Origin of the sequence: Paenibacillus sp. FSL M7-0656 (assembly GCF_038003225.1) — a bacterium.
Lineage (GTDB): Bacteria > Bacillota > Bacilli > Paenibacillales > Paenibacillaceae > Paenibacillus > Paenibacillus amylolyticus.
In genome coordinates this window covers 6420006-6444529 of the sequence record NZ_JBBOOT010000001.1, presented here as the reverse complement: position 1 = coordinate 6444529, position 24524 = coordinate 6420006, and the positions used below count along the sequence as shown (strand labels likewise).

Here is a 24524-nt window from a genome sequence, read left to right as displayed (position 1 = left end):
AAAAACGTCCTTGATCCTGTCACTCAGGATCAAAGACGCTTCCCTTAAACGGGCAATCGTATGTCTACCCGCACATGAGCCATATCATCAATAAACCATTCTATACCTATTGAATCATTTCATCAGCTTGTAATTATTGGATAGTGCTTAAAATTTCCAGCTATCCAGGTATTTCACTTGCTCAGCTGACAAGGAGTCGATGCCAATATTCAGGCTTTCAAGTTTATAGCTGGCAACCTGCTGGTCAATATCATAAGGTACATTAACAACGTTTTTACCCAAGTTTTCATAATTCTCACTTACATAACGCAGACCAAGCGCCTGCAGAGCAAACGTCGTATCCATGATTTCGGCAGGGTGACCATCTGCTGCACCCAGGTTCACAAGACGACCTTCTGCAAGAAGATACATTTTACGACCGTCTTTGAAACGATATTCCTCAATGTTGCGACGAACTGTGCGAATCGATTCCGAACGTTTAGCCAGTTCAGGTTTATTCACTTCAACATCAAAGTGACCTGCATTGCTCAGGATCGCTCCGTCCTTCATCACATCGTAATGCTCACCTGTGATAACATCCTTATTGCCTGTAACTGCGATAAAGAAATCTCCCAATTTGGCGGCTTCCACCATCGTCATGACTCGGAACCCATCCATGTGTGCTTCTACCGCTTTGATTGGATCGATCTCGGTTACGATCACATTGGCACCAAGACCTTTGGCGCGCATGGCTACACCTTTACCACACCAGCCATAACCTGCTACCACTACGTTTTTACCAGCGATAACCAAGTTAGTTGTACGAATAATCCCGTCGAATGCAGATTGTCCAGTACCGTAGCGATTGTCAAACAGATACTTGCAGTATGCGTCATTAACCGCAACCATCGGAAACTTCAATTGGCCTTCTTTCGCCAATGCTTTCAAACGGATAATACCCGTTGTCGTTTCTTCTGCTCCTCCGCGAATGGTTGCTGCGAGGTCAGGGCGCTCAGATGCAATAATGGTTGCAAAGTCTCCACCATCATCAATAATGAGATCAGGCTTCACCTCAAGCGCACGCAGTTGCAGTGATTTGAATTCCGCAGGCTCCGGATTGTACTTCGCATACACCGTAACGCCGTCTTCCACCAATGCTGCGCAAACATCATCTTGTGTAGACAATGGATTGCTATGCGTAATTGTTACTTCTGCACCACCCGCTTGGATCACTTTTGCCAAGTAAGCTGTTTTCGCTTCCAGATGAAGACAAATGGCAACCTTCAAACCTTTGAAGGGCAGATCCTGTTCGAACTGGCGACGAATGCGGTTCAGTACCGGCATATGCGCTTCTACCCAATCAATTTTCAGGTGACCCTCTGAAGCGAGTCCCATATCTTTAACAATACTGTTTTGCAATGCAGGTGTAGTCATTTCATATCCTCCTTGTTTTTGTGTTTCTTCTATTATAAAGGGCTCTATAGTGCAATAACCTTATGCTCTCCAAGGAATTCACTTGAGGCCTTAATCAGTTCATCGATCCACTCGGTGCCATAACGATTCAGGTAAAAGAGTGCATTATGTACTCGTTCCTGTGGTTTGCCCGTTGGGAATAAGGAGTTCTGAATGCCGTTCCAGTGCCTTAGACTCACATTGTGTTTATCTTCGATAGCTTTGTGAGTCTGCTGTTTCAGATACTGCATTTGCTCGTTGATTTTACTCACATTGGTGTCGCCAATTCGTTCCAGCCCCGGATGAATCTCCGCGATCTCATCTAGCAACGGTCCATACAGATCAAGAAACGCCTCCTGAACCTTGTCAAACTGTTCATCTACCTGGAACGTCTCCTGCTGTGCGAGCCACTGCTCCTTCTTTTCTTCCATATGATATTGAACATCCTGAAAAGAAAGTCCATATTGTTTCATATGTTTGTGATGAATATCTTCCATAATGGTGAAAGACAACCGCGGCAACAAAATGGGCATTTGCAGGCCGAACTGACGGAATGCTTCCCGAGTCAAACCCCAATATGCAATTTCACCTTGCCCCAAAATAACAGCGGCTACAGGCAACACGGAATCTTGCATTAATGGTCGTGTCAATACGTTGTTACTGAAGCGCTCCGGATGTTCTCCCAGTTCCTGAAGCAAACGTTCCTCTGTGAAAGAAACCAAACCTTTGCGATCACTATATAAACCGTCCTTCAACAACAAGAGTAGACGCGTCCCTTCATGAATGTAGAACAGATTGGCTCCATCCTCCGCTACTTCGGCAGGCATAGCATAACCAGCTTGTTGTACCAACGAAGCACCTTGTGTGTATGCGCTGTGCAGCACTTCATTTTTTCGTATCAACCGCTCAAACACGGGCTGTTCCAACCTGCGTAAATCTGGATCCGATGCATCCATTAGAACAAGTCCACTACTGGCAAACAAGGCAGATATCATGCGGGCAAATGCATCACTCAGATTTGAACTGGATTGATGGATCTCTGTGATGCATTTCATCAGTCCTGGTTTATGTATCGTATCAGGTAAAAGATGTTCCACCTGTTCGAGTACATTCATCCACTGCTGCGTATCCACATGAACATTACTCACAGAATCCCTTCCTGCAAATCGTCCTTGTAACTTGACCTTCTTCATGTCTCCCTGATGATCAGGTAGATATGTGTGGTTAACCTCATCCCAGTCATGGTCTTCACCGGCAATCCAAAATACTGGGACTACCGGGCGTTGAAGTCTTTCTTCCGCTTCACGCGCAGCTGCCACTACGCTGGCGGCTTTGTATATGACGAACAGTGGTCCGGTGAGCAGACCACTCTGCTGTCCTCCTGTAACCACTAGTGCATCTTGTTCTGCAAGACGTGTGATGGACGCATGAACCTCTCCATGGTCGTTCACCCTCTTATTATATATACGTAAATACTCTGCCAGATCACGACGATCAATACGTGTGTTTTCCGATTGGTCCAGCCACTCGGCACGCGCCTGAAGTCCTGATTCCCAGCGAATGTCATACTCGTAAAGGCCACGCGCAGCATCTCTTGAACAGATATAATCTTCTGCAAGTCTTGATCCGCTGCGGAGTGCCTCGGTAATACCGTTCATGAGGTCTGCCTCCTATTCTGCTTCAAAGAGCCTTTCTTGATTGTACCGAATTCAAGGCCGCTTCGTCAAAAGAAAGTGATTAAAATACGAAAAAAACCGCCGAACGAGTCGGCGGCATTTAATACATCAATAATAGCATATCGCATTAATATTCCTATTATACGTAAGGTTCTGCAACCCAGTGACCTTTGGAAACCTCAATCAATTGAGCATTTTCCAGGTTGTACGGGTCATTTGCAGGACCACCAGATCCATTTTGAATCGGGCTCATATGCTCTTCCGGCAGCAAGATGCGACGTTTGTTCGCTTCCACTTCCGGATCAGGTACAGGGATTGCTGAGAGCAATGTTTTGGTATAAGGGTGGATAGGGTTCGCATACAGTTCTTCACTTTCTGCGAGCTCAACCACTTTACCCATGTACATTACAGCGACACGGTCACTGATATGTTTAACCATCGACAAGTCATGCGCGATAAACAGGTAAGTCAAGCCGAGACGTTGCTGAAGTTCTTCAAGCAATTTAACGACCTGTGCCTGAATGGATACATCCAGTGCAGACAATGGCTCATCACAGATGATGAATTTAGGGTCTACAGCAAGTGCACGCGCAATCCCGATCCGTTGTCTTTGACCACCGGAGAATTCATGTGGATAACGAAGAGCATGACTTGGATTCAAACCAACCAGATCAAGCAATTCCTCCACTCGTCTCTTGCGCTCTTTAGAGCTGGAAGCCAGACCATGAATATCGAGGGACTCCCCGATAATATCCATAACATTGAAACGCGGGTTAAGAGATGCATATGGATCTTGGAAAATCATCTGCATATCTTTACGCATTTCTTTCATTTTACGCGGAGACAACTTGTAGATATCCGTTCCGTTGAAGTTAACATTTCCGCCAGTTGGCTCATAAAGACGCAGAATGGTACGACCTGTTGTGGATTTACCACAGCCAGACTCGCCTACAACGCCAAGTGTTTCACCTTCAAAGATATCAAAGCTTACGTCATTGACCGCTTTGAGAATGTTACCTTTACCCAAATTAAAGTATTGTTTCAAGTTTTTCACTTGTACCAGAGGCTTATTGCTACCTTTGATAATACCAGCCGGAGCTGGTTTTTCCTTTTTGGGCTCGTCCAGACGAGGCAAGGCATTCAGCAATTTAATCGTGTATGGATGTTGAGGGTTACTAAAGATTTCAGCAGTTGTTCCTGTTTCAACAACTTCGCCTTCCTTCATAACAACAACACGGTCACACATACCCGCTACGACACCAAGGTCATGCGTAATCAGCATGATCGATGTTCCAAGCTTTTGTTGCATGTCTTTCATGACATCCAGAATTTGAGCCTGAATTGTAACGTCAAGTGCAGTTGTCGGTTCATCCGCAATCAGGAGGGATGGACGACATGCAAGCGCGATCGCAATCATAGCACGCTGACGCATACCACCAGAGAATTGGTGAGGATAATGATTCATGCGGATAGCCGCATTCTTGATACCTACAAGTTCCAGCATCTCCAAAGCCGCTTTATTCGCCGCTTGTTTGGACATGTTCTGATGCTTGCGCAATACTTCGGTAATTTGTTTACCAATTTTAATGGTAGGATTCAATGAAGTCATTGGATCTTGGAAGATCATACCGATATCTTTACCACGAATCGCTTCCATTTGTTTGTCTGTCTTATTCAGCAGGTCTTGCCCGTGAAAAGTAATTTCTCCGCTTTTGACCTTCGAAGGCGGGGAGGGAATCAATTTCATGATGGTTTGGGCGGTAACACTCTTACCACTACCCGATTCACCTACGATCCCCAGCGTCTCTCCTTTGCCAAGTTCAAAACTCACATGTTTAACGGCATCAAATTCACCAGAACGTGTTGAGAACGACACACTCAGGTCTTTGACAGTTAAAATCGGCTCCATAATCCCACCTCCTGTTTCTATTTACGTAATTTCGGATCGAGTGCGTCACGCAGACCGTCTCCGAGCAAGTTAAATGCAAGCATTGTAAGAACCATCAGACCTGCTGGGAACCACATCCGCCACGGGAATAGCGTCCAGCCTGTAAGTGCATCATTGATCATAGAACCAAGTGAAGATCTTGGTGCTGATACACCCAATCCAAGGAAGCTCAGGAACGCTTCAGCAAAGATTGCATTTGGAATGGACAACGTCAATGTTACAAGAATCGGTCCTATTGCATTGGGCAACAAATGACGGAACAATTGACGCCCTGTGCTTGCTCCCATGGACCTTGCAGCAAGAATAAAGTCTCTGTTTTTGAGTTGCATAATTTCACCACGCACAATCCATGACATGCTGATCCAGCCTGTGATGGTGAGGGCAATGATAATCGTTGTCAGACTTGGTTCCAGTACAACCAGCAACAAAATTACAACAAGCATGTACGGCAAGGAGTAGAGGATTTCGGAAAACTTGTTCATAATTCCATCTACACGTCCACCATAGAAACCCATGATCGCTCCATAAATAACCCCGATAACAAGGTCAATCAAGGCTGCGGCCAAACCTACAGTAAGGGATACACGTGCTCCTACCCAAGTTCTTACCCACACGTCGCGACCAAGCTCGTCCGTACCGAACCAGTGCTCCGCACTCGGTGCTGCATTGGCATTCAACAAATCATTGGAATAATAATTATAACTTGTAAACAAAGAAGTTGGACCAATCAAAGAGAAAATCACGACAAGAACCAACACGCTCAGACTGATCATTGCAGCCTTATTGGTTGCAAGTCTGTACATGGCATCTTTAAAAAGGGATACACTTTCTTGCGGTTTAACCGCTGCCTGACTAGTCAGGTTCGTGTTCGCCGTTTCATTCTTTTTATTATTCGTGCCAGACAACGTTATGCCCCCTTCCGGCTTTCCAGCTTAATTCTAGGATCAATCAGCACGTAAGCGATATCCGTAAAGAAACGAGCCAACATCAGGAGGATACCATAGAAAATCGTAATCCCCATGATCATAGTGTAATCACGGTTTGTGATACTCTCTACGAATACTTTACCAATTCCCCCGATGTTAAAGATCTGTTCAATTACAACGGAACCTGTGATGATATTCGCTGTCATTGGACCAACATAAGTTACTACTGGTAGAATACCGTTTCTTACAACGTGTTTAAACATAATTGCAGGCCACTTCAGACCTTTGGCTTTAGCTGTTTTGATATAATCTGCATGTAAGACTTCAAGCATGCTCGAACGCGTCAAACGAGCGATAAAAGCAATCGGAGATGCAGATAACGCTGCAACCGGAAGAACATAATCCAATGGACCATCAAAGCCCATAACGTTAAACCAGCCTAATTTAGTAGCAAAGAGGTACTGCAATAGTGACGCAAGCAAGAAGCTCGGAACAGCTATCCCTATGACAGCCAGGATCATCGTGATATCATCAATGAGTTTACGATGGTAAACTGCAGCAATAAGGCCCAGCAGAACACCAACGATAATGGAGATAACAATTGCAAACACTCCAAGCTTCAGCGAAGCGGTGAATGTTTCGCCGATCATTCCGGCTACATCTCGATTGAGATATTTCATTGAGACTCCGAAATCTCCCTTAATGATTCCACCCATATACTTCAGGTATTGTTCATACATCGGTTTGTCCAATCCATACTTCTGTTCCAGCAAGACCCGAATTTCAGGCGATACTTTTTTCTCAGATGTAAAAGGGTCACCCGGAATAGCCTTCATCAGGAAGAAGGTTGCAGATGCGAGTATGAAAAGCGATAGCAGCATAAATAATAGTTTTTTCAACACATACTTAACCAACCCTTGCACACCTCCACAAACAATATTTTGTATACAAATCGATTGTAGAATTAGACAGAAATAAAGTCCAATCCATTTATCGGAAATTTCAAGAATTATAAGGAAAATCGGTGCACATACAAAAAATCGGGATATATATGGAATTCCACATATATATCCCGAAGTATTCATATTAGACTTCAGAACAACTTATTTCTCTTCCAGATATGCACGAGTGTAGTCAATAGCTCCACTGAAATCAAGTTGTACACCTTTCAGGTAAGGCTTAGTCAAAGATACGTTAGTGTAATAATAGATTGGCATAACGCCCATTTCATCTTGAATCAGGATTTTCTCAGCGTCAGCAAATGCAGCCATACGTGCAGCTGGATCAGCAGATTTTACAGTTTCTTTAACATCTTTGTCATACTGTTCGTTGCTGAATTTGGAATCATTGTTTGTGTTTCCAGTAGTCCACATTTCCAAGAAGTTGTATGGATCGTTGTAGTCAGCAGACCAACCTGCACGAGCTACTTGGAAGTTTTGGTTTTGACGGTTCTCAAGGAATACGCCCCACTCTTGGTTTTCTGTTTTTACATCAACACCAAGATTTTGTTTCCACATGTCAGCAACCGCCAAAGCGATTTTCGCGTGACCATCACTAGTGTTGTAGATCAACGTAACAGCTGGCAATGTTGTGTAACCTTCTTCTTTCATACCTTCAGCAAGCAATGCTTTAGCTTCTTCAACATTTTCTGTGAAGTAGTCGTCTTTGTGCTCATCACGGAATTCGCCGTTTTCACCACGGATACCTGGAGGTACAAAGCCGAATGCTGGAATTTGTCCACCTTGTGTAACTTTGTCAACAATCAGTTGACGCTGAATTGCCATTGCAAATGCTTTACGGATTTTTACGTTATTAAATGGTGCTTCGTTTACGTTGAACTGATAGTAGTACGTACTTGCAATACCAGTAGCTTTGAACTCGTCCGGCAATTCCGCTTTTACAGAAGGAATTTGGTCGGATGGAATTTCACCGTTAGGTGCACCAGTGTAGTCCAATTGTCCTGATTTGTAAGCTTGCAGTTCGGAAGCACTGCTGTTTGTCAGAGACATATCGATTTGAGCCAATTTAATATCGGCAGCTGCATGGTAACCATCGTTTTTCTTCACAACAATTTTTTGACCTTTAGAGTATTGATCCATTACAAATGGTCCGTTAACGATCATGTTTTTGTAGTCTGTGAAGAATTTGTCATTGGTGTCAGCAGATGCATGTACTGGGTAGTACGTGTAGAATGCTGTCAGACCCAAGAAGTAAGGTGTTGGGTTTTCCAAAGTTACTTCCAATGTGTGCTCATCAGTAGCTTTAACGCCTACTTGTGAGAAATCTGTGACTTTAGTACCTTTGTATGTTTCATCTTTGCTGAGGTTGTAACCTTCAGCACCTTTGATGTAGTACAATTGGTATGCATATGGAGAAGCTGTTTCCGGTTTCAAAGCACGTTCCCAAGAACGAACAAAGTCTTCGGCAGTGATTGCATCACCGTTGCTCCATTTAGCATCCGGGTTCAGGTTGAAAACATATTTCAAACCATCTTCGGAAATTTTCCAGTCTTTAGCTACGCCTGCTTGTTCTTTACCATCAGCATCAATGCGTACAAGACCTTCGTACAAGAATTTCAGAACTGTGTTGGTTTGGCTGTCTTTTGCTTGAGCCGGGTCCAACGTAGGAGGTTCAGCTGACAGGTTGATTTTCAGAATTTGATCTTTTGCAAGACCATTTCCTTCGTTTGCAGAACCAGTATCGGTGTTACCTGTGCCTTCGTTTTTCGATCCGCACGCTGCAAGTACGGTACCGAACGCCAAAATCAGCGTCAAAAGGACTAATAGACTTTTCCTTTTCATCTAACACGTTCCCCCTAAATTGATATGGTTTATATGTTTATAGATTATACAACCACCGGTCAAAAAAATCTACATTACTTTTTCAGAAAGTAATGTTTTTTTCAGTTTTCGACAAAATCGACACATTTTTTGCCTCTTTTGCGTTATGTAACCTCACATCTGTTTCATGAAGTATCTAAATAATCCAAATAAAGTAAACAAAACATACCCGAAACTCATAATGATGAAGGCCATGCGCCATACGGCCCGGAACATTCTCCCCCCATCGACCTTCCCCTTTAGTCGATTTTGCGCACCTCCGATAAATCCAAGTGCTAGTAGTATGAGTAATAGTGTCAGATAAAAACCAAAATTCGAATCAAATGTTAAGTTGAATAACGCCGATACTGAAAAAACAAGAAAAAAAGTGGTTACATCCATTGCCATCCGCATGGCGTTCCGTTTGTCTTTTTTCCATACGTACATGCCCCAATAGACAAGAAAGAACGGAAAAAAGGGCAATATGCTCAACACAATAAAAAGTCCCATTAATTCACTCCTTCCGGTTGCATTCCTTCAATCAGATGAAGCAGTATTTCATGTGTAGGTGCAACAAGGTCCAACTTCTGTGCCATCTTTACAATATGACCGTTAATTGACCTTACTTCTGTACCACGTCCAGCGAGAACATCTGCAAGCATGGAGGAAGTATTCGTGGCAGTAGAACGGCAGACCGATATCAGTTGATCCCACATATCCTGATCCAAACATATTCCACTTGCAGAGTAGATTAACAATACTTCATCATATAACTGCCGCATTAGCCTCTTTCGTTCTTCCTTGACGATCAATTCTCCATTAGGGATTCGCCATAGTGCCGTGAGCGGGTTAATGACTGAATTAATCAATAGTTTCCTGTATATCAGCTTATCGATTTCATTCGACACTGTACAGTCAAATCCTGCCTGCTGCAACGATCCCGACAGAGTAAATGTTCTCTTCTCCTCTATAGAGGTAGAAGCTCCTATATGTATGTTGTATCTCCCCAGACTGGTTTCACCTGTACCTGCACGAGTCACCTGACTTTGTGTTCGCTTCGCACCTTCTGTTGTAACCGCACTACAGAGAAGCGACTTTGGCAAAGCTGCTTGAAGTTTTGTAAGATGGCCCATCCCATTCTGAAAACAAGCGACATTCAGCACATGATCTTGTAATGGACTAATCTCATCAATGAAATCATCCATGCTTGTCTGCTTAACCATGAGCAGTAACCATTCTCCTGGTGTGTTCTTCCATGTGTCAGTCAGCTTACTTATTGGTTTCGCCTGTATTTGATCCGGTAGAATATGTATCTCTTCGTCTTGTTCCACAATGGTTACTCCATTATGGCTGAGGAGGTCTGCCTGAGCTGTTGTTCTGGTCCAAAATCTGACCTGGTTACCTGACGCCAGCAGTTTCCCGCCATACAAAAGACCAAGTGCCCCCGCTCCTACGATGTCAATGATCATATGATGCACTCCTCTCCGCTTCAGTAGTTTCTCTTCTATTATCTATAATAGAACAAAAACACCAAACTAAAAACCCGTCATACCTGCCGTTGTGTAACGGAGGTGTGGCGGGTTCATACCTGACTTTCACAAATCAAACGTCTGAATTTGTTATTCAATTCGTTCCAGATTCCCGTTGGCATCCATCTTGAAACGTGTCTTAAGTTCCTCTTCTTCTTCGGACAAAAATGCGAGTCTGCGAGCCCGATCCATAATCTGAATCAAAGCTTTGTAGTCGTCATTCACCACACGGTAATCCGTCTGTACTTCATTCACTTCCTTGGAGAGACGGTCATTCTCAAGACGTAGTTCAAGCAATTCATCTTCTTTCTCCCGAAGCTCCTTCTCCAGCATCTTGAGTTGACGATTACTCTCCTGCACCGTTCCCTTCCATTGTCGCAGGAAGCGGATTACTGCATCCATCGATAATGAATCGTCTGAGATCCCATCTGATTTGTACAGATGTTCTTCAGTGTCCAGTGTAGACAGTGCTGCAACCTGCGGTCCGAGCATAGCTGGTTGCTTTCTGAGATAACTTCGTTTTTGTCGTTGTGCCTTGGCGTTACTGATAGCAGAATCATACTTTTTACGTACACAACTGTTCCAGCGAAAACCGCATGCGGCAGATGTTCTGCCTATTTTTTCGCCCACCTCTTCAAAAGCGGCCAATTGTGTACTGCCTTCCCGAATATGACGCAAAGTAACCTCAGCCAATATCAAATCGTCCTCTGTACTCCAAGCATCCTGTCTCACTGCAGTCATGCTATAATACCCTCCTAACAACATCCTAAAATAACCGTCCGCATTACCGGAAGCCCGGTATGTGAATTAGGTATAAAAGCTGCTTCATTCATTCTTATGCCTCTCATAGAGTTCATAGAATTGATTTCATACTAAAATGTATTTCCACATTCAGGCTTGCTCATACGTGACATACGTAAAACATATCCATCTATACTTACTTTGAGCAAAAAAAGAATTCGCTTTCATATCCAAATTTGTTTACACGTTTTTCCTTTCCCGGTATAATGTTGTGTAGACAATCTATGAACGTACTTAGGAGAGGAGGATTTACCGTGGCACGCATGTTTCGGGTACTCGGGTTCTTCACGCTTGCAATTGGCCTGATGGCTTTTGCGGGAGATCTGGTCGAAATGGCTTTGCTTTTTTTCCTGCAGACTGCGTTTTTTGTCATTTTGGGATACTTGAAATTTACCGAGCGAACGTACATATTGCTCTTCTGGGGTTATATGATCGTAACATTCACGGGGTTCAGCTACTGGACCGTATTCGAAATGGGTTTGCCGCTCTAATCCACCTGCAGCATCAAAGTGATCCGATATCTGTCGGGTTGCTTTTTTGTTGTGTTCAGATTAAATGAATGTTCATGGTGTTATGTAACCACTAAGGATATTTCACGTATTTGTTTCATATATTGTCTGGAAGACAACAAGCCTGTACGATTGTCATTTAAGAAGTGGAAAGGAGAATGGATCGGTGAAACGTCAACACGGCATTTCCGCCTTTATATTATGCATCATTTTATTCCTCCAGCTACCTTTAGCCTATGCCTATGGAGAGTCTTCACCTGAGGATACACGTGAGATATTACAAAAAAGTCTATCCATCGTTGAAATCGATCATGAAATCGAACGCATCACCGAAAGGCAGAAGCAGCTGGGTCAACAACACGAGACATTATCCGTCCAGCTGCAGGAACAGGAAGAGCAGATACATATTCAGCAAGATCGGGCCGGAGCTGTAGTGAGGTCCTACTACACAGGAGAACGCGACAGCCTCCTCATGACGGTCCTGGGAGCCAGATCATTCAAAGACCTGTTTGTACTGTATGATTATTACCAGATTATTATCGGACGGGATCAGGCTGTGCTGGACAAGTATCAGGACCGTTATCGCAATCTGCAACAGACTTCTACTCAGATTCGTCAGACTACAACAGAATTAACCGAAATGAAGACTAATCTTCAAAACCAGCGGGAACGTGTAGTCGCCTTGCAAAAAGAAGTGGATGACCAAATAGCCACCAGCGGAGATGCGGCAGCGATTCAGAAACTGATGGATGAATTAACCCTTTATTGGGAGAATATAGGCATTTATGAGGTGAAACGATATTTCAAAGCATTGGCATCTGCCATGCAGAACCTGCCTGATTTTATCCAAAAACAAAACGGAGGAATATCCACGACTGGAACAACGTATACGATTCGAATTGGGCAGGATGAGCTTAATGCATTTCTACGTTCCCAAAATTCAATCTTTGAAGACTTTGCCTTTCAGTTTAACCAGGATAAGATTATAGCTTCCGGTCAGCGGGATCAGTTGCAATTAAGCATTGAAGGACATTATACGGTTGAAAATGAACCGCAAAACTCCATTCGTTTTCATGTGGACAAACTTGTATTCAACCAGCTTGAATTACCAGACACCACTCGCCGAATGCTGGAAAAAGAATTTGACCTTGGGTTCTATCCACAGAAAATCCTGTCGTTTGTGAAAGCAACCGATGTTTCAACAAGTGAAGGCATACTGGAAGTAAAACTCGCTATATCATTTTAAAGAGGTTGAACACGAACTTAAAGTTAATTCGTTGTTTTAATACTGTCTACGTATTGATTCGCTGTAATTTCACCCTTTAAGAATTGTTGTACTTTTTTATGAAAACGAGTTATTAGAGCATGACTTTCGGTCGTTGCAGCAGGGACATCTTGGGTGGTCGGGAACCAGGATTGTCCCTTTGTCATGTCATAAGGTCCAACGAGTTTCTCAGACGCCAAATCCAGTTCCTGTTGCTTTGCGGGCAACCGGTTAACCTGTTGGTACCATTTCAGCTGTGTCGTAGCGGACGTCATTCCTTCAATCCATCTACTGGCCTCCTCAGCCTCAACCGAACCCGCAGTAATAACAAGGCTTCTGGAGTTTACGGTTTCCAAGGTTTCGAAAGAAATCCGCTCCAAAGAATCTTTATCAACTGCACTCGCTTGATCCGCACTTAATAATTGAGATAACAATGATACAACCATCGGTGTGCCGTTCTGGTCAGCAGTTGGAGAGAACTCTGAATTGGTAGACTCCAGCTTAATAAGGGGCTGAATCTGATTCATCAACTGAATCCCCTGCTGAAGATTCCCCGTTTGCGAATCTATTTGTGTTCGTTTAACTTGGTCTGGTGCCATTTTCGGTTCCAAATGATTCAGCCACGCATTTGTCCCGTACATATCATTGATGTCCATTGTAATTAAAGGGGTGCCTTCCGCAATGGCTTGTTGAGTAAGTTTGACCCACTGATCTTTATTGCGAGGTAATGACTCCAGACCAGCTCTCTTCAGAAATGAAGATTGTGCAGCCAGAATGTACGGATCAAAATCAAAAGGCATTCCCCACTGATAACCATTCCACTCTGTCATTCCCCGTAACCCAACTACCGTATCTCCTAGCGACTTCGATAATGTTGTTCCGTTTAACGGATACAGGTACCCTTTTTGGGCATAGTATTGCACTTCCTCACTATCAAGCAGAACAACATCACCGTTCTCCCCTAGTGAAAATTCAAGATCCAAAACATGCTTATATGTATCCGGCTTCTCATTCCGAAGATTAATCTCTACCAGCTGGGAGGCAGCAACTTCTTTGGCTATTTTTTGAAAGGCTTGGAACTCTTCATCCGACATGGCCACTACAATCTCCAGCGGAGCTTGAGCATCTTCATTACGGGACGAAGACCCAGGAAAAGCATCCTTCTCCTGATCGCGTTCCTGATTGAGCTGCGAACCTCTAAAGTCAAAACTCGGTGACAAGATCGTTAACGAAAGCAACAATACCGCGAATAAAACAACCTGATGTCTACGCTTCATTAACTTCCCTCCCTGTTCACCTAGTTTTTTCCTGCAGCAATTATTGTAACAAATAAGTAGTACTCTTGTCCTACCCTGCCGAAAAACACTTTTTCGGATTTTTGCATAATAAGAGCATATCGAGTTCTGTGTAATAACGCTTACTTATTTTTTCAGCAAAAAGCCGGCTCCAGGAGCCGGCTTCAATAACAACATTTTCCGGGAAATAAATCCCCTGAATTTTACAATAAATCAGCTGCAAGCTGTGCCAGCTTGGACCGTTCTCCTTTTTCGAGCATGATGTGTCCGCTGATTCCCTCTTGTTTGAACCGTTCCACGATATACGTCAGACCATTACTGGCAGAATCAAGATACGGATGGTCTATCTGTTCGGGGTCTCCCATCAATATTATCTTACTGCCTTCACCGACCCTTGATACAATGGTCTTCACTTCGTGGCGCGACAGATTCTGGGCTTCATCAATAATGATAAACTGTCCAGGTATCGATCTTCCACGAATATACGTTAAGGCCTCCACCTGAATACTGCCAAGTCCCATTAGGATTTTATCGATATCTCCGGCTTTTTTGGTGTCAAACAAAAACTCCAGATTATCATATATCGGCTGCATCCATGGACGAAGTTTTTCTTCCTTCTCACCAGGCAAATAACCGATATCTTTCCCCATCGGAACGACAGGACGAGCGATCAACAGTTTTTTGTATTTATGATCATCCTCTACCTTAAGCAGACCTGCTGCAAGTGCCAGCAAGGTTTTTCCTGTTCCGGCTTTACCGGTGATAGTAACAAGCGGGATGTCATCATTTAAAAGCAGTTCCAGTGCCATGCGTTGTTGTGCGTTACGTGCACTAATACCCCAGACATTATCATTACTGAGGAAAAGCGGCTCCAGCTTTGTTCCCTCTGTGTTCACTTTAAGCAAAGCCGATTTATTGGTTCCCATCTCATCCTTGAGAATGACAAATTCATTCGGATACAACGAATAAGACAACTGCAATGGTTTGATTGGTAAAAAACGATATGTGTAAAACTCATCAATCACTGACGGATGAACTTTTAGGGCCGTATAACCTGGATATAACTCACTGAGTCCTGCCGTCCGATCTGATAAGTAATCCTGTGTGAACAGACCAAGTACATCCGCTTTGATACGCACAAGTACATCTTTACTGACAAGCACGACCTGACGTTCAACTACTTCCTTTTCATTCTCCTCAATCTGATAATTCAGTGCGACAGCCAAAATGCGATTATCGTTGGACACTTCACCAAACATTTCCTGAACTTTCACGAAACTCCGATGATTCAGCTCTACTTTCAGGTTACCTCCATTAGCCAAAGGTACCCCACTGTGCAAGTGACCCAGCTCTCGTAATCCATCTAACAGTCTGGATACATTACGGGCATTACGCCCAATTTCATCGGCATTTCTTTTTTTGGAGTCGATCTCCTCCAGTACAACCGCGGGAATGATTACCTCATGTTCCTCAAAGGCAAATATGGCATTGGGGTCATGCAGAAGCACGTTGGTATCCAATACAAAAATCTTTTTCATTCAATCCCCTCCAAAGCGGCGTCGTTAAAGGCATGAATAGTGTGATCTTTCAGCAGCGGCATGGACAATCATGATCCCATACATAAATGTATTCGACTAGGGCAAAATAATTGTCAACCATTCTGAAAAACTCCAAGAAAGGATGAACATTTATGAAAATATGGGTTTGCACGCTGCTTCTGATCTTTATACTTACAGGTTGCAACAGTTCCACACGTAGCGCTTCGCCGAATCAAGGTACACATGCGAAAGGTTACGGAGGAAATGTAACAACTCAGCAAGATCAAGGGAAAGGATCTCACATGCTCAATGCACAGGAAGATCGGATGAATCCTTCACGTTTGGACCGTCTCAATGAGAATACAGGTGAAGTCCATGATACCAACATTGCAGATGATGCAAAGAGTGGCCGGATGCCAAATGAAAAACGAATCAATCACCTTAAAGCCCTTGCCAAACAAGTAGAAGGTGTTGAAGATGCGAACTGCGTCATACTCGGTAATACAGCTGTAGTTGGCATCGATGTTGATGGTGAACTGGAACGTGCTCGGGTGGGTACCATTAAGTACGCTGTTGCCGAAGCACTTCGCAAAGACCCCGAAGGTATAGATTCCATCGTTACTGCTGATGCAGATGTCACTGAACGAATTAAAGAGATTGGTGAACATATTCGTCAAGGGCACCCAATTTCGGGTTTTGCTTCAGAACTCGCTGACATGGTGGGACGAATTATCCCTCAACTCCCGAAAGACGTCAAAGTCCGTCAAAATCCGGATGAACACATGAATCAAAAACAACAAATGCAGCAGCTGCATTCATCGGACAAAAGACAACAAAAAGCCCAGTGATCTCTCACTAGGCTTTTTTCATGGCAGCAAAAACCTGCTCATCTAATTTCTCAGCAGCACGCTGATCATATATTTTGACATATTGAGGCACAGAGGACAATTGAGCGCCGTAAAACAGAGCATTCCTCACCGCTTCAATTGTAATGTCGAAACAGCACATATTAAATGGAACGTCCAGCAGCGGATCTTGTCGTACCGCAGCACGTCCGTTCACTGCGTACACCGTCTCTTCTCCAAAGACAGTTACCGTAATGAGCGGATTAGTAATCATGTTATTCACTAAACGTGAACGATGATCGATCGCTACACGTAAAGTAGAAGCATTCTCCGCATAAATCCAGGAGATGGCTGTTGAAGTCGGACCTCCGGATTCTACATCCACTGTGCTCAGAAGCACAAAGGTCTCATTCTTGAATTGCTGTAAAAGAGATTCAGTTAATTGTGTGACGGCTTCGGACATTCAACCAGCCCCCTAACCTTCTTTATGCAATTCTTGTACTTGGTTTATGTTATTATAGCATACCGATTAACGTGCTTCCAATCCCAAAAGAATGAAGGTTATTCGCCTGAAGGTGAAGCCGTTACTTTACCTGAAAGTGTATCTTGTAATGCCTGCTTGGCATTGGCGAGTTCCGTCTCATTAATATACACATATGGACTTCTCCACTCTCCGGTAACCGGAGTATAATGCACATCCGAAGTGGAAATGTTCCAATACGTTGAGATAAAGTTTTTCATTTGTTCCGATTCCACATCTGTCGTCATATTCTTGTCAACTGCACCAATCACTTTGCTGATCTTTGTAATGCCCCCAAGAGATTTCATCTGATCCAGCATAGAGTTCAGCACTTGGTTTTGACGTTTGTTACGATCAAAGTCATTGGATTCATCAGTCTTTGGATTACAATTGGATTTGCGGTAACGAACAAAATCTAGTGCTGCTTTACCATCGAGATGTTGTGCGCCTGTGACCAGATTGATATCTGTACCATCAGCTGTATCTCTATAACACATATTTTTATCCACAGTCACATCCACGCCACCCACGGCATTGACAGCATCACGGAAAGCCTGGAAATTCAGGACGGTTGTATAATTAATATCTACATCCAAATACTTGCCCATCATTTCCTTCATCTGATCCTCTGCATTTTTGCCAGTGGTTTTTTCCTGTGCTTTGAATCTTGGATAATAGGAATTCAGCTTGTTGGATTTGTACCCATCCAATTGAATACGCGTGTCTCGAGGCAAAGATACAATGGTTGCCGTCTTGGTCTCCGGATTCAACGAAGCCACCATAACAACATCCGAGAGATATGTGCCAGTTTCAGGACGGTTATCTGTGCCTAATAACAGCATCGTGATCGGTTTGGTTGTGGCTGACATCCCGGGAGGTACCGGTTTATCGATGCCTGTATCCACGACTTGATTGTATACCCAGTACGCATATCCACCGCCTACCACAATGGCAATAACCAATAGACTTAAAAGGATTCTGCCAAAAGCATTCATTCTCTTTTTCTTCTTAGGCTGCTTGCCCTTGCCATTCTTCGATCCAGAAGCACCGGATTGCGTTGGTGCCTGTCTCCGTGGAGGCAGTCCGTTCGAATTTGAGTTCATATCTTCAACACCTTTATCACATCTGTTTTTGTCTAAATAAAAGACAACCGCTTTCCCTAAGGAAAACGGATGGTCTGTACAAGACAGGATTTATGAGTTTCGAGCGGCAGCTTCCGCTTTTTTCTTTTGACGACCTTCAATAAAATAACGCACTCTCACTAACAACATCAAACCAACCGCCACCAGCAAACATTGAATGATGGGCAGCTTGTCGATCTGAAAAATAAGAAGCATGAATGTGCCCATCGCCATCAAAATATAGAGAACGATTTCCTTACCAAGTGGCAATTTCTGACGTACCCGAAACACCTTATTATATACGTAAGTAATCAATACAAAGATGACGATGTAGGCTACGATCGGGTGTGATGCGAACCATGCTTGCATGCACAGCCAGCTCCTTTCGTGTTCATGCTAGGATAAGTTAACTGGTTGATGGAATTCCCTTTAGCAACTTAGAGAGCCAGTACGTGCATCGTGACCGTTTCGGTCTCAGCTCGTTCTTCTGATCGCTGTTATCCCCAGATTTTTTTGATCATTTTTCAATGGTAAAATCCGGGGATAAAGGCGAGCGCTTCGCTTCTTCAGAATCGATTCTGATCCCTACACTACTTTAGCTGTACAACCCTCTCGTTACTTGCCGGGTCCATCAAATGCTAACTTATATAGTTTATTTTGTTGTTATTAGGCTTTAGAAGCCATTTTGCGTTGTTTTTCTGCACGCTCACGCTCGGATTTGTTCAGGATCTTTTTACGAAGACGAATAGATTTTGGTGTAATCTCACAATATTCATCTTCATTCAGATATTCAAGCGCCTGTTCCAATGAGAAGATAATCGGAGTTTTAATTTTAACCGTATCATCTTTACCGGAAGAACGAACGTTAGTCAGTTGTTTTTCTTTGCAGATGTTAACAACGATATCATTGTCACGTGTATGTTCACCAACAATCATACCTTCGTAGATTTCAGTACCCGGCTCCAAGAAGAGCGTACCGCGATCTTCAACGCCCATCATGCCATAGAACGTAGATGTACCCGTTTCAGTTGAGATCAACACGCCTTGGTGACGTCCACCCACTTGACCGGATACTACTGGAGCATAGCTGTCAAATGCATGGTTCATTACACCATAACCACGAGTCAATGTCAGGAAGTTGGTGCTATATCCGATCAAACCACGTGCTGGAATTAGGAACTCCAGACGAACTTGACCACTACCTGTGTTAACCATGTTAACCATCTCTGCTTTACGTGCGCCCAGGCTCTCCATTACGGAACCCATGCTCTCTTCAGGGATATCAATCAACAAGCGCTCAACAGGTTCCATTTTCTTACCGTCAACTTCTCTTACGATAACTTCTGGTTTGGATACTTGAAGCTCATATCCTTCACGACGCATATTTTCAATCAGGATACCCAAGTGAAGCTCACCACGTCCGGAAACGATAAATGCATCAGGGCTATCCGTTTCGTCAACACGAAGGGAAACGTCTGTTTCCAACTCTTTCAACAAACGCTCACGAAGTTTACGGGAAGTTACCCATTTACCTTCACGACCTGCGAATGGACTGTTGTTCACGAGGAACGTCATTTGCAGTGTTGGCTCATCAATTTTCAGAACTGGCAAAGCTTCCGGGTTGTTAGGGTCGGCAATGGTTTCACCAATGTTGATGTCCTTGATCCCTGCAATGGCAACGATGTCGCCTGCTCCTGCTTCTTCCGTCTCAATACGTTTGAGACCTTGGAAACCAAACAGTTTCTCGATACGTGCAGTTTTACTCTTACCATCACGCATAATAACCGTTACCGATTGTCCTTGACGGATCACACCGCGGTTAACACGACCAATGGCAATACGGCCAAGGTATTCATTGTAGTCCATCAAAGTAACGAGGAATTGAAGTGGTTCTTCAACATTTTCGGTAGGGTGTGGGATATGACTAACGATGGTATTGTAGATCGCCATCATGTTGTCATCTTGTTTGGCAGGATCATTATCCATGCTGGATGTTCCGTTCAATGCGGAAGCATATACAACAGGGAATTCGAGTTGTTGATCGTTGGCACCCAGTTCAATGAACAGGTCCAATACTTCATCAATAACCTCAGTCGGACGAGCCGCTGGACGGTCAATTTTGTTTACAACAACGATTGGTGTCAGGTTATGCTCAAGTGCTTTACGAAGTACAAACTTCGTTTGTGGCATACAGCCTTCATAAGCATCAACAACGAGCAATACACCGTCAACCATTTTCATGATACGTTCAACTTCACCACCGAAGTCGGCGTGTCCTGGTGTATCCACAATATTAATCAGGTAATCTTTATAAGTTATAGCCGTGTTTTTGGCCAAAATCGTAATACCGCGTTCACGCTCCAAATCGTTGGAGTCCATTACGCGCTCCTGTACCGTTTCGTGATCTCGGTAAGTACCGGATTGCTGGAGCAACTTGTCAACGAGTGTTGTTTTTCCGTGGTCGACGTGGGCAATAATCGCAATATTGCGAATGTGTTCTCTTGAATGCATGTTTTGTATCCATATCCTTTCCAATTTCAAATCATATCTACTTAAACTTCCCGCAATTTCGCAGGTTACTCACAAAATAAGCGTCGGTGATATCCCGACGCATGTCTATATCCCTTATATTATAGTTTATTATAGGTAAAAATCAAGATATTTCGCACGAAAAGACCACTGGGAATGTTACCAGCCTCTCCCTTGACGTCCTCGTCCAAGTAATAACCAGACTCCACCCAAGATCAAAAGGACAGCAAGTACATAGATTATTCCCGTTTGCAGCAAGGTAAATCCGAATAATATGATGGACACCGCACCAAAGATCAAAGCTGCAGGTAACACATATTCCGGTCTGCGTCGTTCAGCCATTCCATATTCGAGTAACCCTATGGCGATCCCTAGCAAGAATGCTGGCCACAGCCTGCTCATAAGTCCAGCGCCCCATGTATTCGTTATACTGAATAAAACACCATACACCGTTAGTATGCCGGCAGGAACGAGTGACCACGATGGTGAAATACGCGCATAATATAACGCATGAAGGGCGATGCCTGGCAGCAGGATCAGCAAAGGCCAGAAATTACGACCAATAAATCCAAACACGCCAAACTTGCCAAGCAGAATAATAATTCCCGCAGCTGCAATAAATAGTCCAATCGCTTTTTCATTTCTCATCCTCATCTAAAATCACCTCTTATACTATGGCTATGTACTTTATTTCTTCATAAACGATACGCATTCCATGCTGACTCTTGATATTCAAACCTGTAATCATGCTTCTAGTGTATCCGATGTTTCGGCAAAAAACTATACTTTATGTCGCACTTTGCGTGCGCCCTTTACCTGTATTACCCTAAAATGTGCAACTTATGACTACCCCAATGGTTGTTGTATTGACAAGCGTATTCTCTCAACACAAAACCGCCTAAACCGGACGGTTCAGACGGTCATCTGTTTAAGCTTTTATCCAAAATTAAACTATGCGTTCTTACGCACAAATTTATGTGCGCCTCCAATCGCAACCACAAGACAAGCCATCGCTACGGGTAGCAGCGTATGCACCTCTGATGCCATACCTCCCAGCCATTCTCCTAACTTGGGGTCTTTCATTACCATCTCACCTGCTGTGAAGGCTAAGATGCCTGATCCAACGAATACAAGAATCGGAAATCGCTTCAACAAACCAACAATCAACCCGCTCCCCCATACGACGATGGGGATACTGATTGCAATCCCAATGACGATCAGAGCCAAATCTCCATCTGCCAAAGCCGCTATGGCCAAAACATTATCCAAACTCATTACAAAATCGGCAATCAGAATGGTTTGAATGGCTTTCCAGGTCGTAGAAGCTTCTCGAATATGTACTTCATCCTCATTTTGAAGCAGCAGCTTTATTGCAATCCAGAGTAGTAACAGCCCACCTGCCGCTTGGATAAAGGGAATTCCCAGCAATAATACCGCTACAAAGGTTAACACACAACGCAGCAGTACCGCACCAAAAGCTCCCCACCATACCGCTTTTTTGCGTTGTATTGGTGGCAGATCCTTGCTGGCAAGCGCAATAACAACCGCATTATCTCCACTTAATACCAGATTGATCATTAAAATTTCAGTTAACAGCCATAGTGTATCCATGTCCTCATCCCCCCACATTAACTTGTATGTCGGAGTTGTCCATGCTATTCTTAATGATTGAACCGTATATAAGGAGTGACATATATCATGGAGCTATTTAGTCCCACATTCTGGCTGGCTTTGCTGAACGTTGTCTTTATTGATCTAATTCTGGCTGGGGATAATGCCATCGTCATTGGTCTCGCAGCTCGAAATTTGCACCCTTCCGTGCAGAAAAAGGCGATTCTATATGGAACTGGCGGCGCACTTTTGATTCGAATTTTAGCAACAGTTGTTGTTTTATGGTTGCTTAAAGTTCCGTGGCTCTTGCTTGTGGGAGGCATACTTCTGATCTGGATTGCCTATAAATTATTGGCGGATCAGGGAGATGAACACAATGATGTCCAAGCGGGAACTTCCTTGTGGACCGCTATTCGTACCATTGTGATTGCGGATGCAGCCATGGGATTAGATAACGTGATTGCAGTTGCTGGAGCAGCACAACAGCATCTCGTGCTTGTCATCCTTGGACTCCTGATTAGTGTACCTATTATCGTCTGGGGCAGTACCCTGTTTATCAAGCTAATTAATCACTTTCCTTGGATCATCTATGTCGGAGCCATTGTTCTCGGGTATACGGCTTCCAATATGATCACTGAGGAACAGCGACTCTTGCCTTACTTTACGGAACATCCGGCATTGCGCATTCTCTTTATCGTTGTGGTTATTGCAGGCGTAGTCTTTGCAGGTTATCGCAAACGCTCCAGCAGTTCCAGCCACAAGGGATCTGGCGGGGAACAGCAGCGCTCCTATTCGTAGGCTAATTTAAACTAAAATTACATCTGGATACAGCAAAGGACTGAACGATATTTCATCGGACAGTCCTTTTTTGCAGTTAACATAGCCCTTATTATGTCAGCCATGCTAATTTTTATCGAGTTTAGAACCAGTCATCTTTCATGCCATTATCGTCTGTCTGATTCGTTACTACAGAAGTTTCACCGGCGTGCAGCGTGATCGTTTCAGTTTGTTCCACCGCTTGATCCACCCATTCTGACAGATGGCTCATTGTTGATTCTATTTTATCCACAATTCGAAGATTTGGATTGGTTGAAGGTGACTTTGGCACAAAGAGAGTACAGCAATCCTCATATGGCAAAATAGATATGTCATACGTTCCGATCTGTTTGGACAAGGTAATGATCTCCTGTTTATCCATCATAACCAGTGGTCGCAACAGTGGCAGATCCGTCGCACGACCAATGACATTCATACTCGGAAGAGTCTGACTCGCTACTTGGCCCAGGCTATCCCCGGTGATCAGTGCGAGTGCCCGCTCACGCTCGGCAAGTTTGGATGCAATTCGCAGCATTGAACGTCGCATCAGCGTAATAATCAGGTTATCCTGACCCAGTTGGGTAAATGCCGTTTGGATCTCCGTAAATGGAACCAGATGCAGCTTGGTTGTTCCTGCATGATCAGCAAGGGCACGTGCCAAATCAATGACTTTCTCTTTGGCACGCTCGCTTGTAAACGGGTAACTGTAAAAATGTACACATTCCACTTCAAGTCCACGGCGCATGGAAGACCAGGCTGCCACCGGACTGTCTATTCCACCTGATAACAGTACCATTGCTTTGCCATTCGTACCCAATGGAAAGCCACCTACTGCCGGAATGGTTTCGTTGAAAATATAGGTACCCTGATCCCGAATTTCCACTCGCAGTTCAATATCAGGTTGACGAACATCAACACTTAATTGCTGAAACTTCCGAAGGATCGGGGAACCGACCAAATGGTTCATTTCATGGGAAGAGTTCGGGAACTCTTTCCAAACCCGCCTTACATTCACCTTGAATGTGGTGCCTTCTTTGAATTCGTCCTCCCTTTCGTCCATAAACGCAACTGCTGTTTTCACAATCTCATCAAGCTCGGATGGAGTAACTTTAACCGGACTAATCGACATCACACCGAATACCCGCTTCAGCACCTTAATCAGTTCAGTATGTGATTCACCGCCAAGATCCACATAGACACGGCCATATTCTTTGCGAAGGCTCGCTCCTGGATAAGGTTTAAGCAAAGCTTTCACCTGTGTAATGATCGTTTTCTCAAATCGGGCACGATTTTTCCCTTTTAACATAAACTCTCCGAAACGGAGAAGCAGCATATCATATTTCATA

22 protein-coding genes are annotated in these 24524 nt (G+C 43.9%); 4 read left to right on the top strand and 18 right to left on the bottom strand.

Annotated features, from left to right (window positions below; genetic code table 11):
- Positions 1 to 147: 147 nt before the first annotated feature.
- From MHI01_RS28215 to MHI01_RS28175, 9 genes are all read right to left on the bottom strand, one after another.
- Positions 148 to 1413 carry an adenosylhomocysteinase gene (locus MHI01_RS28215; protein ID WP_036614885.1) on the bottom strand — a complete coding sequence of 422 codons (1266 nt, stop codon included), beginning with the start codon at positions 1411 to 1413 and terminating at the stop codon, positions 148 to 150.
- A gap of 44 nt (positions 1414 to 1457) precedes the next feature.
- Positions 1458 to 3089 (bottom strand): bacillithiol biosynthesis cysteine-adding enzyme BshC, encoded by a 1632-nt coding sequence (gene bshC, locus MHI01_RS28210; RefSeq protein WP_340984634.1) that lies wholly within the window; start codon positions 3087 to 3089, stop codon positions 1458 to 1460.
- Positions 3090 to 3246: 157 nt separating this feature from the next.
- Positions 3247 to 5016, bottom strand: coding sequence for an ABC transporter ATP-binding protein (locus tag MHI01_RS28205; protein WP_091028470.1), 1770 nt, complete (start codon positions 5014 to 5016; stop codon positions 3247 to 3249).
- Between the two features lie 17 nt (positions 5017 to 5033).
- The gene (locus MHI01_RS28200; protein WP_370511422.1) at positions 5034 to 5915 is read right to left on the bottom strand and encodes an ABC transporter permease; all 882 of its coding nucleotides are present in this window, start codon (positions 5913 to 5915) and stop codon (positions 5034 to 5036) included.
- A 47-nt stretch (positions 5916 to 5962) separates the two neighbouring features.
- Positions 5963 to 6895 (bottom strand): ABC transporter permease, encoded by a 933-nt coding sequence (locus MHI01_RS28195; RefSeq protein WP_036614893.1) that lies wholly within the window; start codon positions 6893 to 6895, stop codon positions 5963 to 5965.
- A gap of 189 nt (positions 6896 to 7084) precedes the next feature.
- Positions 7085 to 8782 carry a peptide ABC transporter substrate-binding protein gene (locus MHI01_RS28190; protein ID WP_036674827.1) on the bottom strand — a complete coding sequence of 566 codons (1698 nt, stop codon included), beginning with the start codon at positions 8780 to 8782 and terminating at the stop codon, positions 7085 to 7087.
- 153 nt (positions 8783 to 8935) lie between these two features.
- On the bottom strand, positions 8936 to 9310 hold the full coding sequence (locus MHI01_RS28185; protein ID WP_047843759.1) for a DUF3397 domain-containing protein: 375 nt from the start codon (positions 9308 to 9310) through the stop codon (positions 8936 to 8938).
- Positions 9310 to 10269 carry a ketopantoate reductase family protein gene (locus MHI01_RS28180; protein ID WP_253501961.1) on the bottom strand — a complete coding sequence of 320 codons (960 nt, stop codon included), beginning with the start codon at positions 10267 to 10269 and terminating at the stop codon, positions 9310 to 9312. The genes MHI01_RS28185 and MHI01_RS28180 overlap by 1 nt, the downstream gene beginning before the upstream one ends.
- 150 nt (positions 10270 to 10419) lie before the next feature.
- A complete protein-coding gene (locus MHI01_RS28175; RefSeq protein ID WP_076211575.1) occupies positions 10420 to 11070 on the bottom strand; it encodes an RsfA family transcriptional regulator in 651 nt (216 codons plus the stop codon).
- A 314-nt stretch (positions 11071 to 11384) separates the two neighbouring features.
- Between MHI01_RS28175 and MHI01_RS28170 the strand changes: the two genes are divergently transcribed.
- Positions 11385 to 11621 carry a DUF2626 domain-containing protein gene (locus MHI01_RS28170; protein ID WP_017687281.1) on the top strand — a complete coding sequence of 79 codons (237 nt, stop codon included), beginning with the start codon at positions 11385 to 11387 and terminating at the stop codon, positions 11619 to 11621.
- Positions 11622 to 11805: 184 nt separating this feature from the next.
- Entirely contained in the window at positions 11806 to 12885 is a 1080-nt protein-coding gene (locus MHI01_RS28165; protein ID WP_340984633.1) for a hypothetical protein, read from the top strand.
- A gap of 23 nt (positions 12886 to 12908) precedes the next feature.
- Here MHI01_RS28165 and MHI01_RS28160 read toward each other — a convergent pair whose 3' ends face one another.
- On the bottom strand, positions 12909 to 14180 hold the full coding sequence (locus MHI01_RS28160) for an extracellular solute-binding protein (protein WP_340984632.1): 1272 nt from the start codon (positions 14178 to 14180) through the stop codon (positions 12909 to 12911).
- Positions 14181 to 14401: 221 nt separating this feature from the next.
- The gene (locus MHI01_RS28155; RefSeq protein WP_024628438.1) at positions 14402 to 15736 is read right to left on the bottom strand and encodes a PhoH family protein; all 1335 of its coding nucleotides are present in this window, start codon (positions 15734 to 15736) and stop codon (positions 14402 to 14404) included.
- A gap of 152 nt (positions 15737 to 15888) precedes the next feature.
- On the opposite strand from MHI01_RS28155, the gene MHI01_RS28150 reads away from it, so the two are divergent.
- A complete protein-coding gene (locus MHI01_RS28150; protein WP_127545293.1) occupies positions 15889 to 16584 on the top strand; it encodes a YhcN/YlaJ family sporulation lipoprotein in 696 nt (231 codons plus the stop codon).
- Positions 16585 to 16591: 7 nt separating this feature from the next.
- Here the strand turns inward: MHI01_RS28150 and MHI01_RS28145 are convergent, their stop codons facing one another.
- The 6 genes from MHI01_RS28145 to MHI01_RS28120 form a co-directional block, all read right to left on the bottom strand.
- On the bottom strand, positions 16592 to 17044 hold the full coding sequence (locus tag MHI01_RS28145; protein ID WP_340984631.1) for a pyridoxamine 5'-phosphate oxidase family protein: 453 nt from the start codon (positions 17042 to 17044) through the stop codon (positions 16592 to 16594).
- A 98-nt stretch (positions 17045 to 17142) separates the two neighbouring features.
- Entirely contained in the window at positions 17143 to 18204 is a 1062-nt protein-coding gene (locus tag MHI01_RS28140) for an LCP family protein (RefSeq protein ID WP_340984630.1), read from the bottom strand.
- Positions 18205 to 18294: 90 nt separating this feature from the next.
- A complete protein-coding gene (locus tag MHI01_RS28135; RefSeq protein WP_036614990.1) occupies positions 18295 to 18591 on the bottom strand; it encodes a YlaH-like family protein in 297 nt (98 codons plus the stop codon).
- 297 nt (positions 18592 to 18888) lie between these two features.
- Complete coding sequence (gene typA, locus MHI01_RS28130; RefSeq protein WP_036614992.1) at positions 18889 to 20733, bottom strand: translational GTPase TypA; 1845 nt, start codon at positions 20731 to 20733, stop codon at positions 18889 to 18891.
- A gap of 177 nt (positions 20734 to 20910) precedes the next feature.
- Positions 20911 to 21405, bottom strand: a complete 495-nt coding sequence (locus tag MHI01_RS28125) for a hypothetical protein (RefSeq protein WP_340984629.1) — start codon at positions 21403 to 21405, stop codon at positions 20911 to 20913.
- Between the two features lie 297 nt (positions 21406 to 21702).
- Positions 21703 to 22362 (bottom strand): TerC family protein, encoded by a 660-nt coding sequence (locus tag MHI01_RS28120; protein WP_036615000.1) that lies wholly within the window; start codon positions 22360 to 22362, stop codon positions 21703 to 21705.
- Between the two features lie 87 nt (positions 22363 to 22449).
- Between MHI01_RS28120 and MHI01_RS28115 the strand changes: the two genes are divergently transcribed.
- The gene (locus MHI01_RS28115; RefSeq protein ID WP_047843768.1) at positions 22450 to 23160 is read left to right on the top strand and encodes a TerC family protein; all 711 of its coding nucleotides are present in this window, start codon (positions 22450 to 22452) and stop codon (positions 23158 to 23160) included.
- Between the two features lie 121 nt (positions 23161 to 23281).
- On the opposite strand, the gene thiI is transcribed toward MHI01_RS28115, so the two are convergent.
- A complete protein-coding gene (thiI, locus tag MHI01_RS28110) occupies positions 23282 to 24523 on the bottom strand; it encodes a tRNA uracil 4-sulfurtransferase ThiI (RefSeq protein ID WP_340984627.1) in 1242 nt (413 codons plus the stop codon).
- Between the last annotated feature and the right edge of the window lies 1 nt (position 24524).

Excerpts from the sequence above, each read along its gene's own strand:
- MHI01_RS28215 (WP_036614885.1), bottom strand. The coding sequence starts at position 1,413 with ATGACTACACCTGCATTGCAAAACAGTATTGTTAAAGATATGGGACTC.
- MHI01_RS28140 (WP_340984630.1), bottom strand. The coding sequence starts at position 18,204 with ATGAACTCAAATTCGAACGGACTGCCTCCACGGAGACAGGCACCAACG.
- MHI01_RS28150 (WP_127545293.1), top strand. The coding sequence starts at position 15,889 with ATGAAAATATGGGTTTGCACGCTGCTTCTGATCTTTATACTTACAGGT.
- MHI01_RS28160 (WP_340984632.1), bottom strand. The coding sequence starts at position 14,180 with ATGAAGCGTAGACATCAGGTTGTTTTATTCGCGGTATTGTTGCTTTCG.
- MHI01_RS28175 (WP_076211575.1), bottom strand. The coding sequence starts at position 11,070 with ATGACTGCAGTGAGACAGGATGCTTGGAGTACAGAGGACGATTTGATA.
- MHI01_RS28185 (WP_047843759.1), bottom strand. The coding sequence starts at position 9,310 with ATGGGACTTTTTATTGTGTTGAGCATATTGCCCTTTTTTCCGTTCTTT.
- MHI01_RS28180 (WP_253501961.1), bottom strand. The coding sequence starts at position 10,269 with ATGATCATTGACATCGTAGGAGCGGGGGCACTTGGTCTTTTGTATGGC.
- MHI01_RS28135 (WP_036614990.1), bottom strand. The coding sequence starts at position 18,591 with ATGCAAGCATGGTTCGCATCACACCCGATCGTAGCCTACATCGTCATC.
- bshC (WP_340984634.1), bottom strand. The coding sequence starts at position 3,089 with ATGAACGGTATTACCGAGGCACTCCGCAGCGGATCAAGACTTGCAGAA.
- MHI01_RS28190 (WP_036674827.1), bottom strand. The coding sequence starts at position 8,782 with ATGAAAAGGAAAAGTCTATTAGTCCTTTTGACGCTGATTTTGGCGTTC.
- MHI01_RS28155 (WP_024628438.1), bottom strand. The coding sequence starts at position 15,736 with ATGAAAAAGATTTTTGTATTGGATACCAACGTGCTTCTGCATGACCCC.
- MHI01_RS28205 (WP_091028470.1), bottom strand. The coding sequence starts at position 5,016 with ATGGAGCCGATTTTAACTGTCAAAGACCTGAGTGTGTCGTTCTCAACA.
- typA (WP_036614992.1), bottom strand. The coding sequence starts at position 20,733 with ATGCATTCAAGAGAACACATTCGCAATATTGCGATTATTGCCCACGTC.
- MHI01_RS28115 (WP_047843768.1), top strand. The coding sequence starts at position 22,450 with ATGGAGCTATTTAGTCCCACATTCTGGCTGGCTTTGCTGAACGTTGTC.
- thiI (WP_340984627.1), bottom strand. The coding sequence starts at position 24,523 with ATGAAATATGATATGCTGCTTCTCCGTTTCGGAGAGTTTATGTTAAAA.
- MHI01_RS28120 (WP_036615000.1), bottom strand. The coding sequence starts at position 22,362 with ATGGATACACTATGGCTGTTAACTGAAATTTTAATGATCAATCTGGTA.
- MHI01_RS28145 (WP_340984631.1), bottom strand. The coding sequence starts at position 17,044 with ATGTCCGAAGCCGTCACACAATTAACTGAATCTCTTTTACAGCAATTC.
- MHI01_RS28125 (WP_340984629.1), bottom strand. The coding sequence starts at position 21,405 with ATGAGGATGAGAAATGAAAAAGCGATTGGACTATTTATTGCAGCTGCG.